Below are 15,565 nucleotides of genomic sequence, written 5' to 3'. Positions count from 1 at the left end.
TTAGTTTTCAAAGATCGTTTGCTTTATCAGCTATCCTTGTAAGGTATCAAGCGGCTTTTTAAAAGCCCTTGCTGAAACAAGGAAATGAAATTATAGTCATAGAAAGCTTAAGGTTTGCTTAAACTATAAAAATTTTTGACAAAGTAAGTTAAAATTTTTAAACGATCGGGTTTTGAGAAATCTAAATACCGCCAAAAACACGCACGCATTCCCCATAAAACCACTATTAAGTGCTAATTTATCTCCGTTTTCAAAAATCACTCCATAATAGAGAGCAAAAAGTGAAATCATGGATTAGAAAAAATCCGCTTAAGCTAACCCTTTTAAGTTGGGTGCTTTTTTGTCCCCTTGGTGGGGGAAATGCGTTAGTTCTTCTTAAAGAGTTGGTCTTTAAACGGGTTGTTGAAAGGCTCGTTGGGGGAAAAGTTCTTTTTCTTGGGGGTGTACTGATTTTTTGGCAAGTTATCTACAATTTCAGCGACACTGCGTTCTCTCACATTGCAAGACTTTTTCAAGTCTGAAGGGACAGAATTGGGGCTTTCTTGAATGTTGGCGATGAAGACTTCAAAGCCTTTCTCCCAAGCGGCTTCTAACACAGGCACAAAATCGGTATCCTTGCTGAACAGCAAAATACACCCTCCTTGTTTGGTGTAATACAGCTTGGTAATATCATGTGCCAACAGTGCATCAACTTGTTTTTGACGCAAGTCTAAATGCGGTATGTGAGTTTTGGCTTCCACGCTATAGACTTCTTCGCTTTCGTTCTCAGATACGAGTTTAAACTTTACTCGCCCGACTCGTAATTTCACCTGATTTTGTTGGGCGATCTTGTGGTTGAAAGATTGCATAATTCCTGATTTATTCACTTTTTCCTCATAATCTTTAAAATTATTCTTTTTATACTCCTCAAGTTCTTCTTTTTTATTGCTCTTGATTCTAGGTTCAACTTCTGTGAAAGGCTCAGATACATAAAAATAGATCCGCTTCAATTCCTCTTCAGGCTCCAAAAACGAACCGATTAGCGCCAAGAGTTGCTCGGGATTGTTGAAATTAAAATTAGGCTCTTTTAAACGCTCATCCGTTTCTTGGATTGCTTTCAAATCGGCGATGAGATTTTCCCAATCCACAAAAATCGTGGTTTCAGTTTTTTCCATGCTTTCTCCCAAAATATGAATTTTGCCATAAGGGTTGAGTATAGCATGGGGATCTAAACATGCTTTTTTTTTAAAATAAAATAAAGGTTCTGTTCTCATCAAACAAACACCAAAAGCCTTTCATTTTTTAAAAACTTTATAATAAAACTTTCTTAAGAATAAAGGGGGATATTTCGTGCTTTAATACTTTCAAACCCTTTAAATCCCCTAACCCAATCGTTTTTTTTAAGGAGTTATCGTTTAACTTGCGTCAGGCTTTTTGTATTTTGATGGTAAAAAACGCTTTTTAACCTTTTTTAAAATTTGACAACCAACGCCCCATTAGAGCCAGAAATTCAGTTTAACAGATAGCAAGCTAGAAAAGAAGCGATCAAAGCTTTGCCTTGAAAAAAAACGAACGCCAACGCTAAAAAGAGTTTAGAGTTTTAAAAAAGTCGGTGGTAAAACTAAAAAGGGATTAAAAAACTCTTTTTCAAGCCAATCCAATCCATTTAAAAAGTTTTACGCTAATTTTAAGAGGAGCGGTTAAAAAACGGATTTCAACCCCTAAAGAGCGTTTCACCCATCAGCATGATGGATAAAAGAATCTTAACAGAAATTAATGGCGGACTTCTTTAATCCTTGCTGCCTTACCTCTCCTATCGCGCAAATAGTAGAGCTTCGCGCGGCGCACTCTACCCACGCGCAACACCTCAACGCTCGCCAAACTTTCGCTATAAAAAGGGAAAATTTTCTCCACGCCGATATTGTTAGCCCCTATTTTACGCACGCAAAAAGTCTTATCCACGCCATTGCCTCTAATCGCAATGCACACGCCTTCAAAATACTGGGTTCGTGTTTTTTCGCCTTCTTTAATGGTAATACCCAATCTCAAAGTATCGCCGGCTTTAAATACTAGCATGGTCTTGTCTTTTAACTGAGCGTCTTCAAACTGCTGAATGTAGCGGTTTTTCATGTGTTTTCCTTAATGTCAATTTCATGATTTGTGCTGTTTGAATAAATCAAGGCGGTAAAATTTTGTCCTTAATTTTGACAAATCAAGCTTTAGTTGCTTTATTTTAGCATGATTTCCTTTAGAATATTCTAAAGGAGCAGGGATTTTATTGATTTCTTTGGATTTAAAAACAGCGTTAGCGAAATTAGGGGCTTCCAAATAATGGTTTTCAAAGCTCTCATTTTCTAAAGATTGGGCGTTACCCAAAACCCCTTGAATGTGGCGAGCGATACTATCTATCAAGCACAACGCCCCAAGCTCGCCCCCTGTTAAAATAAAATCGCCTATACAAAAAACCTCATCAGCACCCAATTCAATAGAGCGTTCATCAAAGCCCTCATAACGCCCGCACACCAAAACGACATGCTTTTTTTGAGCCAAACGCATCGCATCTATTTGCTTGAAAGGCTTGCCCACCGCGCTTAAAAAAATCGTGTGTTTAGGGTTTTTAACAGAATGGAGCGCGTTTTCTATCATCTCAGGGTCTAAAATTTGCCCCGCACCCCCACCAATGAGCGTGTGATCCGCTTTTTGATATTTATTAGCACTAAAATCTCTAAGGTTTAACACTTCTAATTCAAAAAGGTTTTTTTCTAACGCTCTTTTTAAAATAGAATCTTCAAAATAAGGCAAGATGAGTTGCGGGAAAAGGGTTAAAACGCTGAATTTCACTCAACTATTCTCTAAAAGCGTTTTAGCGTTATGGGTGGTTATTTTTTTGTCTTGCAAAAGGATTTCTTTGATATAAAAATCCCTATAAGGGATTAAAAAAATCTTAGCCAAACCTTTTTCAACCAAGTTCAGCGTGGTTTCAACCATGAAATAATCTGTTTGAGAAATCCTTTGGATTTCTATGACTTTTCCTAGAATCTCGTTTTCTTCCACCACGCTAAGCCCTACTAAATCGCAATAAAAAAACTCGCCCTCTTTTAAAACACAGAGTTTCTTGCTCTCTGCTTCGCTCATAAAAAGCCCTAAATTAGTCAGCTCTTTAGCCTTTTCGGGCGTGTGGATAGTTTCTAAAAACAACAGGTTTTTGGCATGTTCATAAGAATGGATCACATAGTCTTTAAAAGAAGAAGCACAAGAGAAAGCGTTCAATGGAGCGACACTCACCTTAACGCCCTTTTTTAAGCACTCTGGAAAATCGCTCTCTAAATGAAGCCTTAGCCCCCCATTAAGCCCCACGCTTTTACCAATCCTACCCACTAAAAGCATGAAAAAAATTCAAGGCGTTTGATCGCCTAAAACATGGGGATTTTTATCACCATTTTTATCATTACTCGCAAAAACAACGATTTTATAAGAAAACCCGTCTTTGGCTTTCACGCCTGAAACGAACGCCTTAATCGCGCTCACCATTTTACCCTCTTTGCCAATCACATGTCCCATGTCTGATGGGTGGGTATAAATCGTGATTTGCTTGACTTTATCTTCTAAAAGCGTGTACTCTACGCTCAAAGCTTGCGGGAAAGACACAACCTTTTTTAAATATTTTTCTAAAAAAGTTGCCACGCAATACGAATAGTCCTTACACTCAGCTTGAGAAAAAGGCGTGTTCAAAGGATCTAATTCGCGCATCTAGCCTCACAAAACCTTAGGCTTTTTGAGAAAGTTTTTCCACCCTCTCGCTCATTTTAGCCCCCACGCCTTTCCAGTAATTCAAGCGCTCCTTATCAATTTTAACATCTTTAGGCTCGCTTAAAGGGTTGTAATACCCAATGGATTCAATCCAACCTCCGTCTCTTCTTTTCCTGGAATCGGTTACCACCACTCTGTAAAAAGGCTTTTTCTTTCTCCCGATGCGAGTGAGTCTAATGACTGTCATTACAAAAATCTCCTAAAATATTCGTATTAAATTTGAGATTATACAACAAAAGCACCTAAAACATGCTTAAAAGTTAGCGCATTTTAGGGGGCGTTTGATTTTTAGCCTGACTCATTAGATTCATCAAATCGCTAATGCCCTTTTTATTGGTTAAGCGTTTCGCCATTTTGCTCGCTTGATCAAAGCGTTTGATGATGCGATTGATTTCAGACACTTCTAAGCCGCTCCCTAAAGCGATCCTTTTTCTTCGGCTGCCGTTTAAAATCTCGGGGTTTTCTCGCTCTTTTTTGGTCATGGAATTGACCATGGCCTTGATTTTTTTCACTTCTAACGAGCTTTCTAAATCCGTGTCTTTTAACGCGCTTGCCATATTCCCTAAACCTGGAATCATAGAGATTAGAGAACTCATAGAGCCTAATTTTTTCACTTTTTCAATCTGGTTTAAAAAATCGTTGAAAGTGAATTGCCCTTTTTTGAGTTTTTTGCTCAAATCTTTGGCTTCATTAGGGTTTAAAACGCTAGCGGTTTTTTCAGCGAGCGAGATAATATCTCCAGCCCCCATCAAACGCCCCACAATCCTTTCAGGCACAAACACATCTAAATCAGGGATTTTTTCCCCACTCCCAATAAAACGCAAGGGTAAGCCTAATTGGTAAGCGATGCCTAAAGCGATACCCCCTTTAGAATCGCTATCAAATTTGCTTAACACCACCCCGCTCACGCCTATTTCTTCATTAAAGGTGTTCGCGCTTTTGACCCCATCTTGCCCACTCAACGCGTCTGCGACATACAGCACTTCATGGGGGTTTAAGACTTCTTTGACTTCTTTTAATTCTTGCATAAGCTCTTTATCAATGGCTAAACGCCCCGCGCTATCCACGAGTAAAACATCAAATTGCGCTTCTTTAGCCCTTTTTAAAGCGTTGTTAGCGATTTCTTTCACGCTTTTATTTTCTTCATAAAACACTTCCACGCCCACCTGTTCGCCCAAAACCTTTAATTGCTCCACTGCCGCTAAGCGTTGCAAATCGCATGCGCATAAAAGCACTTTTTTATTTTTGGTTTTTAAATAATGAGCGAGTTTAGCGGTGGTGGTTGTCTTACCGCTCCCTTGCAAACCGGCCATTAAAACCACGGTGGGGGGCGTTTGAGCGAAAATAAAACCACTGCTCCCTTTAGCGCTTAAAATTTCTAACAAGCTCTTTTCTAAAGCGTCTAAAAATTGCTGCTTACCAATGCCATTGAGTTTGGTTTGACTTTCCACTTTTTTGAGCAATTCCCTAGCCACTTTATGATGCACATCATTTTTTAAGAGCGTTTTTTTCAATTCATCTAACGCCCGATCTAGCGCTTTTTCATCATCTTGAAAGCGGATTTTATTGAGCGCGTTTTTAAACCCATCGCTTAACGCTTGAAACATTTTCTATCCTTTTATTATGGTTGTTCTAACAAATCCAATTCTTGCTTAATTTTACTTTCTTTTTCTAAAAGCGTTTTTAAACTCTCTTGCGCTTTTTCTAACACGCTTTTAGGCGCGTTTTTGACAAAATTTTCATTGTGCAAATTGAGTTTTAATTTTTCTTTTTCCAATTTTTCTAACTGCTTTTTTAAACGCGCAACAAGCGGGCTTAAATCAAGGTTTTCTAAATTCGCATGAGTTTGGCAAAATTCCCCCACATCGCTCACGCTTTTTAAAGGCTTGAGAGCTATCACGCTGACTTTTTCTAATCTCGCTAATTTTTGGGCGTAAGTTTGCAAACGCTCTGTGTTTTCTATTTTCTCCCTTAATCCCACGCTCGCTTCTTTTAAAACAATCGGTGGGGTTTCTAGCATGATTTTCAAACGCCTTAAAGACACGATGCAATCTTTAATCACTTCAAATTCATGCTCTAATTTTTCATCTTGCGCCAAATCTTTAGGGTAAGGCATGACCATGATAGATTCAGTGTTTTCTAGTTCCGTGTTACTGAGTTTGTGGTATAAAGACTCGCTGATAAAGGGCATGAAAGGGTGCAAGAGTTTTAAAGCCTCTTTTAACACGCTCCCTAATTCGTCTATCGCTCCATTTTCCACTTTAGAAAATTCAATGAACCAATCGCAAAATTCCCCCCACAAAAAGCGGTATAACAAAGTAGTCGCATCATTAAAGCGGTAGTTATCCAAAGCGTTACGAACCTCTTTAGTCACTGAATTTAAGCGCGATTTGGCATAACGCCCTAAAGGCGTTTGGTATTCACTCAAATGCTCCCTGTCTTTGAAAGCTTCTTGTTTGAGTTTCAAATAACTCACCGCATTGAAAATCTTGTTGGCAAAATTCTTGTTATTTTCTAAATGTGCAGTAGAAAGCTTAATGTCCCTGCCCGTAGCGCACAAATTGGCCAAAGTGAAACGCAAGCTATCCGCGCCGTATTTTTCTATCATCTCTAAAGGATCGATTACATTACCCTTAGATTTGCTCATTTTTTCACCTTTTTCATCCCTGACTAGGGCGTGCAAGTAAATATCTTTAAAGGGCAATTCGCCTAAAAGCGATTCGCTGCAAAAAAGCATTCTGGCCACCCAAAAAAAGAGGATGTCAAACCCGGTAATGAGCGTGGTGTTAGGGTAGAAATCTTTCAAATCGTTTTCATTAAACAAACCGCTTTTTTCTTGCCCCCACCCCAAAGTAGAGAACGCCCATAGCCCTGAACTAAACCATGTGTCTAGCACATCTTTATCCTGATCTAGTTTCTCACTCTTACAAGTAGGGCAACTTAAGGGGGTGTCTAGGCTTACAAACTGGTGGTTATTCTCGCAAGTAAACACCGGTATTTGATGCCCCCAAAACAATTGCCTGCTGATACACCAAGGGCGTAATTCCCTCATCCAAGCGTTATAATTATTGATCCAATTAGAAGGGTAGAATCGCACTAAACCTTGTTGGATTTTTTCAATAGAATTTTGAGCGATTTCAGGCTTGACAAACCATTGCTTAGACACATAAGGCTCTACCACATTATGACAACGATAGCAATGCCCCACTTGATGCGTGTGTTCTTCTATTTTTTCCAATAGGGCGTTTTCTTTTAATCTTTCTACGACCTTATCTCTGGCTTTTAATCGTTCTAAATTTTCAAACTCCCCGCAATGCGCGTTTAAAATCCCCTTTTCATCAAAGATTTTAATCATTTCCAAATGGTGGCGTTTGCCCACTTCGTAATCGTTAAAATCATGCCCAGGGGTAACCTTCACACACCCTGTGCCAAACTCCATTTCCACATGTGCATCAGCGATAATAGGGATTGTGCGATTGATTAAAGGCAGGATCGCTTTTTGCCCCACCAAATGCTTATACCTCTCATCGTTAGGATTGACCATTAGAGCGCTATCGCCAAACAAAGTTTCAGGGCGTGTGGTAGCCACCACTAAATAATCTTTTTGATTTTCTAAATAATATCTAATATAATACAACGCCCCCTTACGCTCTTCATACTCCACTTCAATATCGCTCAACGCCCCATCTTTAGTGCACCAATTCACCATGTAGTTATCTTGAACGATGAGACCTTGTTCATACCATTTCAAAAACGCCAATTTGACCGCTCTTTGCAAACCCTTATCCATCGTGAAACGAGTCCTAGAAAAGGCCGCGCTCACGCCTAAACGCTTCATTTGCTCTAAAATCGCTCCCCCGCTCTTTTCTTTCCATTCCCACACTTTTTGAACGAACTCTTCACGCCCTAAATCTTCTTTTTTAATCCCTTGACTTAAAAGTTGCTTTTCCACGACATTTTGCGTCGCAATGCCAGCGTGATCTAGTCCAGGCTGATACAAAGTCTTATACCCGTCCATGCGTTTGTAGCGCGCTAAAATATCTTGCAAGCTTAAGGTCAAAGCATGCCCTATGTGTAAAATACCGGTCACATTAGGAGGGGGCATCATCAAGCAAAATCGTTTGCCTTTTTCTTGGATTTTTTCATTGCCATCAATTTCAAAATACCCCCTGTGAGAGCAAATTTCATAAATCTTTTTTTCTATCTCTTGGGGTTGGTAGGTGGTGGGTTCTTGTTTCATTATTATTATTATCCTAAAATAGAGCGTTCCTTGAAAAATGGTTGGATTTTGGAACGCCTTTTGCTTTTACGCTTTTAATTGTTGCGTATTTTTTCAAAATTATACAACAAAGCATTTAAATTAAAAAGGATAGTCCAGTGAATTACTTTTTAAAAGCCCCTATTTTAGGATTTGAGCATATCAACGAAGTGCGTTTGGAAAAAATTGATTCCTTATTCAGCCGATTAATTGGCCAAACCAATTCCCCCATGGCGTTGGATATGGTCTTAGTGAATCCTTATTGTTTGCGGGAATACAGCTTTGTGATACCCAAATACATAGAATTACTGCTAGAATTAGATTCTCATTCTAAAGTGGAGGTGTATTGCGTGGTCGTGTTGCAAAAAAATTTAGAAGATTCTATGGTTAATTTCTTAGCCCCCTTAGTGTTTAATTCCAAAAATGGCTTTGGCGCTCAAGTGGCGCTTTCTATGATGGATTATCCGGATTTTGGCTTTAGAGATCCTTTAAAAAGCTTTGTGATTCAAGAAAGAGAACGAGCTTAAAGGTTTTTAGCATGAAATTCGCTCTTACAGGGGGAGGCACAGGGGGGCATCTCTCTATCGCTAAAGCCTTAGCCATAGAATTAGAAAAGCAAGGCATAGAGGCGATTTATTTAGGCTCCACTTATGGGCAAGATAGAGAATGGTTTGAAAACAGCCCTCTATTTAGCGAACGCTATTTTTTCAACACGCAAGGCGTGATCAATAAAAGCTTTTTTAAAAAAATAAGATCTTTATTCTTGCAAGCTAAAGCCGCTTTTAAGGCCAAAGAAATCTTAAAAAAACACCAGATCACGCACACCATTAGCGTGGGAGGGTTTAGCGCAGGGCCGGCGAGTTTTGCAAGCTTACTCAATAAAATACCCCTTTATATCCATGAGCAAAATGCGATCAAAGGCTCTCTTAACCGCTACCTTTCCCCTAAAGCTAAGGCGGTGTTTTCAAGCTACGCTTTTAAAGATAAGGGAAATCATGTTTTAACCTCCTATCCCGTGCAAAACGCTTTTTTTGATTTGGCTAGGACTCGCACGGAAATCAAGCATATTTTATTTTTAGGCGGTTCGCAAGGGGCAAAAGCGATCAATGAATTCGCTTTATTAAACGCTCCTAAACTCACCAAACAAGGGATTAAAATCACGCATATTTGCGGCTCAGACGCTCATGAAAGAATACGCTTTTTTTACCAGGAATTAGGGCTGTTGGACAAGGTAGAATTGTTCGCTTTCCACAACAACATCATAGAAGTCATGCATAGAGCGGATTTGTGCGTGAGCCGAGCGGGTGCTAGCAGCGTGTGGGAATTGTGCGCCAATGGCTTACCCACGATTTTTATCCCCTACCCTTTTGCGAGCAATAACCACCAATATTACAATGTCTTAGAATTTGAAAAAGAAAACTTATGCTATGTCGTGCCTCAAAACGAATTATTGCCTAAAAAACTCTTTGAAGTCATCAGAAAGCTCAACCAAAAAGACGATCAAGGCAATAAAAACCTCACCACTATCAGCGCTAAATTGCAACAAAAAATCGCTAAAGACGGCGCAAAAACCATTATTGAAACGATTTTAAGTGCCTAAAATAGCCCTTTTTAATCAACAATTAAGCGACTAACCATTAAACTTAAGCGATAAATAAGATAAAATTTAGGATAGCTCAAATCTTTTAAAAAGAAAAGGATAACCCCTTGCAAAACTTTGTTTTTAATAAAAAATGGCTTGTCTATTCTAGCCTACTCCTCTTATTTTTTCTCAATCCCTTAGCGGCAGAAGATGACGGGTTTTTTATGGGGGTGAGTTATCAAACTTCTCTAGCCGTTCAAAGGGTGGATAACTCAGGGCTTAACGCCAGTCAAGACGCATCCACCTACATCCGCCAAAACGCTATCGCTCTAGAATCTGCGGCAGTGCCTTTAGCCTATTATTTAGAAGCGATGGGCCAACAAACGAGGGTTTTAATGCAAATGCTCTGCCCTGATCCTTCTAAAAGATGTTTGCTCTATGCGGGGGGTTATCAACAAAACGCCCAAAATGGCGATACAGGCAACAACCCCCCAAGAGGCAATGTCAATGCCACCTTTGATATGCAATCTCTGGTCAATAATTTAAACAAGCTCACCCAACTCATCGGCGAGACTTTAATCCGTAACCCTGAAAATCTTTCTAACGCCAAAGTCTTTAACGTCAAATTTGGCAATCAAAGCACTGTTATTGCCCTACCTGATGGTCTAGCCAATACCATGAACGCTTTAAACGATGATATTACCAACGCTTTAACCACGCTCTGGTATAACCAAACCTTAACGAATAAATCTTTTAGCACCCCTAATGGCAGCTCTGTAAGTTTTAGCCCTGAAGTCTTGCAACACCTTTTACAAGACGGCTTAGCCACAGCCAATAACAATCAAACCATTTGCAGCACTCAAAACCAATGCACCGCCACTAATGAAGCTAACTCTATCGCCAAAAACGCCCAAAACATCTTCCAGGCTTTAATGCAAGCAGGGATTTTAGGGGGCTTAGCCAATGAAAAGCAATTTGGTTTCACTTACAACAAAGCCCCTAATGGTAACGATTCCCAACAAGGCTACCAAAGCTTTAGCGGCCCGGGTTATTACACCAAAAACGGCAGTGCTAACGGCACGCAAGCGCCCTTAAAAGAATTACCCGCTGGAGCGACGGTGGGATCAGGCGATGGCCAATACACCTACCACCCTAGCTCGGCAGTCTATTATTTAGCGGATAGCGTTATCGCTAATGGCATCACCGCTTCTATGATTTTTTCAGGCATGCAAAATTTCGCCAATAAAGCCGCTAAACTGACAGGCACTTCAAGCTATAGCCAGATGCAAGATGCGATCAACTATGGGGAAAGCTTGCTTAATAACACCGTAGCGTATGGGGATTTTATCACCAATTGGGTCGCCCCCTATTTGGATTTAAATAATAAAGGTTTGAATTTCTTGCCTAATTATGGGGGGCAATTGAATGGATCTAATAATCAAACCCCACAAAATAATTTAACCCCACAACAAGCCCAACAAGAGCAAAAAGTCATCATAAACCAACTAGAGCAAGCCACAAACGCCCCCACCACCGCGCAAATAGACAAGATCTTATCTAGCCCCTATTCCCCCACGGCAAAAACTTTAATGGCTTATGGGCTTTATCGCTCTAAAGCAGTGATTGGTGGGGTGATTGATGAAATGCAAACTAAAGTGAATCAAGTCTATCAAATGGGCTTTGCTAGGAATTTTTTGGAGCATAACTCTAATTCTAATAACATGAACGGCTTTGGCGTGAAAATGGGCTATAAGCAATTCTTCGGTAAAAAGCGCATGTTTGGGCTTAGGTATTATGGTTTTTATGATTTTGGTTACGCTCAATTTGGCACAGGATCTTCTTTAGTGAAAGCCACCCTCTCTAGCTATGGAGCAGGCACAGACTTTCTTTATAATGTTTTTACTAGAAAAAGGGGGACTGAAGCGATAGATATCGGTTTTTTTGCCGGCATCCAGCTTGCAGGGCAAACCTGGAAAACGAATTTTTTAGATCAAGTGGATGGCAACCATCTTAAGCCTAAGGACACTTCTTTCCAGCTCCTTTTTGATTTAGGCATAAGGACTAATTTTTCCAAAATCGCTCACCAAAAAAGATCCCGTTTTTCTCAAGGGATAGAATTTGGCCTTAAAATACCGGTGCTTTATCACACCTATTACCAATCCGAAGGCGTTACAGCGAAGTATAGAAGAGCCTTTAGTTTTTATGTGGGCTACAACATAGGCTTTTGATTAAACAAAATAAGGGAAAAATATGATAAAAAAAGCTAGAAAATTCATACCATTCTTTTTAATTGGCTCCCTCTTAGCTGAAGACAATGGCTGGTATATGTCTGTAGGCTATCAAATCGGTGGCACGCAACAATTTATCAATAACAAACAACTTTTAGAAAATCAAAACATCATCAACAGCATCACCCAAAGCGCGATTAATATTGCAGGGCCTACTACCGGTTTAATCACTTTGAGCTCTCAAAGCGTCATTGACGCTTTAGGCTATGGCGTGAGTAACACCGTGGGCAACCAATTAGAGGGCATTTCTAATATCTTAAATCAAATCGGCAAAAGAAAAGACTTTTATTCTAGCCGTCAAATCTCTAACATTTCCCAGCAAATCATAGGGCTTAAAGGAAGCTCTGATCCTTTAAAAGCCCATTCTTCACAAATCACAGCCAAACTCCTTTCCAACACCCAGAGTGCGTTTGATGAAGGCATCGCGCTAAGCTCTAACATCATTAGCTCTATCAATAGCCTTAATCCCAGCAACAACGCCAAAGAAGTCAAAGCCCAGCTCCAAAACACCGCGCAATCCATGACAGAATTATTGCAACAAATTGAACACAGCATCACTAAAACCACTAGCACCACTTACGCGCAATCCTTACTCTCCAATCTAACCGATGCGGTGAACGCTTCTAGCAATAATACCGCTTATGTGAGTGCTCTTGTTAACGCTTTAAACACTTTAGGGGTAGGGGTTTTCCCCACCACAACCTCAACGCATGTGGTGTTAAACCCACCGGGACAAATCGTATTTTATCCCACTAATTCCCTTTTAGGCTCTACTTCTTCAAACAGCAACAACCAACAACAATACAACAACACCCTTTTAATGAACACCTTACAAGGGGAATTAAGCGCTAACAATCAAAATAACCCCAATGGTTGCACTAATCAAATCCAGTGTTTGGAGCAATTCATCCAAAATTTAGCCCCTTTAGCCGCAACCCCCACTTCAAACAACCAAGCCAACCAGCAAGTCCAAGTCATCGCTCAAAAACTCCAAAGCGTTGCTATCAACACTTTAGACAACAATGCGATCAACAACACCACTTACAACCTAAATAACTTGCACAACGCTTTGAATTTCCAAGCCTATGAAAGCACGATAGAACAATACAATAACGCTTTAAAACAAATTTCTTGGATCAGTTTTAGCGAGCCTAAAAACTTGCTCAAAAACACTTCCAATAACTACCAAATCGGCACGGTTACCAACGCTCAAGGGCAAAATATCAGTGCCTATGATTGCATGACTGCTACCGGAAGCCTTTCTAGCGATACTTCTGGCGGGATTTCATGCTCAGCCACAAGCTCCACAAGTTCCACAAGTTCCACAAATAGTTTTGACAATTCTTTAGTCGCTACCTCCAAAGTCCAAACCATCAACGGCAAAGAGCAGATCGGCGTGAATTCTTTTAACCTTGTCTCTCAAGTGTGGAGCGTTTATAACTCTTTAAAAACTTCAGAAGAAAATTTGCAAAAAAACGCCAATATCTTATGCGCTAATGGGACGCAGACAAACTCATGCAATAGCTCTTCAGGGGGTTTGAGCATCAGCGGGAACGCCCAATTGCAAAATATTTTAAGCTCTACTAATGGGACTAGTGCTACCGCTCAAGCTAAAAGCAACGCTTCCAAACTGAAAGCGATGGTGGTGGTGAACAATGAAGAAGAAGCTAAAACGACCAATTTAGCTCAAAGCGGCGGGACGGCCACACAATCTCCTAACAGCACGGTAATGGGAGCTTTAAACACCGTATTGCAAAATGTCAGCAATTTCCAACAAAGCATTCAAAGTGCTTTTCAAAACCAAGAAAGTAATATCCAAGCTTGGGTGAATGCGATTTATAACACTAATGGGAGTCAGTCGCAAGATATGACACTTAACACTAACCAAGATTTACGCATCCAATTGAGAGCGAATTTCTACCAGCTCATCAATACGATTAACCAGCAAGTGCCTACAGACATGAGCGCTTTAATCGCTCAAAGCCAACAAACCCAGCAAACAAGTGGGGCAACGAGCACCACAAATAACGCATGCGGTAATGGCACAACAAATTGGTGCTATCAGCAATGGTCCGATTCTAAGGCTTATTACAGCGGGTTGCAAAGCGCTTTAGGGTATCAAACACAAGCGACAACTCAAAGCGGGAACAATGGTGGGAACAGCATCACCTACAATGTCCAACAAATCACGCTCACTAGTAATGGTTTGCTCAATCAAATCATCACAAATCTTAAGGGGGTTAATGGGGGCAATGGTGCGAGTGGCACAGGCAGTGGGAATGGCACTAGTCAAATCACTACAGCCTACCAGATGCTCACAGACGCCAGCGATGGGAAGTTGGGAACTTATAGTAGTAGCAATAGTGGCAGTAATAACGGCTATACGCCATGCAATAGCGGGAGCAATGGGACGAGTGGGAGCAATTGTTATGAACCCAACAAACGACAAAGCGCCACCACCGCCACCACTAACGAAAATAATAGCTTGCAAAAAGTCTATAATGACGCTCAAAAAATAGCCAACATTATCGCTAGCTCTGGGAACAATAAAGGCGTTGAAAACGGCTTAAAACAATTCTTTGAAGCGTTAAAAAATAATAGTAGTAGTCTCAGTAATTTGTGTAATGGTAGTAGTGGCACTAGCTCTACTTGCTCCGGTGGGCTTATCAACCTTTTAGGGGCAATCCCCACCAATGGGGTGAGCGATACGAATAATTTAATCAATTTGCTCACTGAATTCATTAAAACTGCCGGGTTTATCCAAAATAATGATAGTAGTGTATCTACTAGTCTTACAAGCGCTTTTCAAGCCATTACGAGCGCTATTTCTCAAGGGTTTCAAGCCTTGCAAAACGATATTAGCCCTAATGCGATTTTAACCCTGCTTCAAGAAATCACTTCTAACACCACCACGATCCAAGCGTTCTCGCAAACCTTACGGCAGCTTTTAGGGGATAAAACCTTCTTTATGGTGCAACAAAAGCTCATTGATGCGATGATTAACGCCAGAAATCAGGTTCAAAACGCGCAAAATCAAGCCAATAACTACGGCTCTCAACCCGTTTTAAGCCAGTATGCGGCCGCTAAAAGCACCCAACACGGCATGAGCAATGGCTTAGGGGTTAATTTGGGCCATAAATACTTCTTTGGTAAAGCGAGAAAATTGGGCCTTAGGCATTATTTTTTCTTTGATTACGGCTTTAGTGAAATAGGCCTAGCCAATCAAAGCGTGAAAGCGAATATCTTTGCTTATGGGGTAGGCACGGATTTTTTATGGAACTTGTTCAGGAGGACTTACAACACTAAAGCGTTGAATTTCGGGCTATTTGCTGGGGTCCAATTAGGCGGTGCAACCTGGCTTAGCTCTTTAAGGCAACAAATCATTGACAATTGGGGGAGTGCTAATGACATCCATTCAACGAATTTTCAAGTGGCGCTGAATTTTGGGGTGCGCACCAACTTTGCGGAGTTTAAGCGTTTTGCCAAGAAATTCCACAATCAAGGGGTTATAAGCCAAAAGAGCGTGGAATTTGGGATCAAAGTGCCTCTCATCAATCAAGCGTATTTGAATAGCGCCGGGGCTGATGTGAGTTATAGGAGGCTTTATACTTTCTATATCAATTACATCATGGGGTTTTAAAAAAAGGT

General features: G+C 40.5%; 12 protein-coding genes. 4 read left to right on the top strand and 8 right to left on the bottom strand.

Going from position 1 to position 15,565, the window contains the following annotated elements; genetic code table 11:
• Positions 1 to 365: 365 nt before the first annotated feature.
• The 8 genes from FIM66_RS07330 to valS form a co-directional block, all read right to left on the bottom strand.
• On the bottom strand, positions 366 to 1,154 hold the full coding sequence (locus FIM66_RS07330; protein WP_140479348.1) for an NYN domain-containing protein: 789 nt from the start codon (positions 1,152 to 1,154) through the stop codon (positions 366 to 368).
• A 598-nt stretch (positions 1,155 to 1,752) separates the two neighbouring features.
• Positions 1,753 to 2,109: a 50S ribosomal protein L19 gene (gene rplS / locus FIM66_RS07325; protein WP_108299594.1), complete on the bottom strand. Its 357-nt coding sequence runs from the start codon at positions 2,107 to 2,109 to the stop codon at positions 1,753 to 1,755.
• A 21-nt stretch (positions 2,110 to 2,130) separates the two neighbouring features.
• A complete protein-coding gene (gene trmD / locus FIM66_RS07320) occupies positions 2,131 to 2,820 on the bottom strand; it encodes a tRNA (guanosine(37)-N1)-methyltransferase TrmD (protein WP_000672893.1) in 690 nt (229 codons plus the stop codon).
• A complete protein-coding gene (rimM, locus tag FIM66_RS07315) occupies positions 2,821 to 3,366 on the bottom strand; it encodes a ribosome maturation factor RimM (RefSeq protein ID WP_162979280.1) in 546 nt (181 codons plus the stop codon).
• A gap of 9 nt (positions 3,367 to 3,375) precedes the next feature.
• Entirely contained in the window at positions 3,376 to 3,729 is a 354-nt protein-coding gene (locus tag FIM66_RS07310; RefSeq protein WP_001208539.1) for a KH domain-containing protein, read from the bottom strand.
• A gap of 16 nt (positions 3,730 to 3,745) precedes the next feature.
• Positions 3,746 to 3,976, bottom strand: coding sequence for a 30S ribosomal protein S16 (gene rpsP / locus FIM66_RS07305; RefSeq protein ID WP_000216132.1), 231 nt, complete (start codon positions 3,974 to 3,976; stop codon positions 3,746 to 3,748).
• A gap of 73 nt (positions 3,977 to 4,049) precedes the next feature.
• Positions 4,050 to 5,396 (bottom strand): signal recognition particle protein, encoded by a 1,347-nt coding sequence (gene ffh / locus FIM66_RS07300; protein WP_140600323.1) that lies wholly within the window; start codon positions 5,394 to 5,396, stop codon positions 4,050 to 4,052.
• Between the two features lie 14 nt (positions 5,397 to 5,410).
• Complete coding sequence (valS, locus tag FIM66_RS07295; RefSeq protein ID WP_194149272.1) at positions 5,411 to 8,029, bottom strand: valine--tRNA ligase; 2,619 nt, start codon at positions 8,027 to 8,029, stop codon at positions 5,411 to 5,413.
• 137 nt (positions 8,030 to 8,166) lie between these two features.
• Between valS and fliW the strand changes: the two genes are divergently transcribed.
• The 4 genes from fliW (at position 8,167) to hopL (ending at position 15,557) form a co-directional block, all read left to right on the top strand.
• On the top strand, positions 8,167 to 8,574 hold the full coding sequence (gene fliW / locus FIM66_RS07290; RefSeq protein WP_001105851.1) for a flagellar assembly protein FliW: 408 nt from the start codon (positions 8,167 to 8,169) through the stop codon (positions 8,572 to 8,574).
• Positions 8,575 to 8,585: 11 nt separating this feature from the next.
• Positions 8,586 to 9,647 carry an undecaprenyldiphospho-muramoylpentapeptide beta-N-acetylglucosaminyltransferase gene (gene murG, locus FIM66_RS07285; protein ID WP_140600321.1) on the top strand — a complete coding sequence of 354 codons (1,062 nt, stop codon included), beginning with the start codon at positions 8,586 to 8,588 and terminating at the stop codon, positions 9,645 to 9,647.
• Positions 9,648 to 9,754: 107 nt separating this feature from the next.
• Positions 9,755 to 11,857, top strand: coding sequence for a Hop family outer membrane protein HopI (gene hopI / locus FIM66_RS07280; RefSeq protein WP_140600320.1), 2,103 nt, complete (start codon positions 9,755 to 9,757; stop codon positions 11,855 to 11,857).
• A gap of 22 nt (positions 11,858 to 11,879) precedes the next feature.
• Positions 11,880 to 15,557, top strand: a complete 3,678-nt coding sequence (hopL, locus tag FIM66_RS07275) for a Hop family outer membrane protein HopL (RefSeq protein WP_140600319.1) — start codon at positions 11,880 to 11,882, stop codon at positions 15,555 to 15,557.
• Positions 15,558 to 15,565 lie beyond the last annotated feature (8 nt).

Source organism: Helicobacter pylori (assembly GCF_006439795.1).
Taxonomy (GTDB): domain Bacteria; phylum Campylobacterota; class Campylobacteria; order Campylobacterales; family Helicobacteraceae; genus Helicobacter; species Helicobacter pylori_CR.
This window is presented reverse-complemented; position numbering and strand designations above follow the sequence as displayed.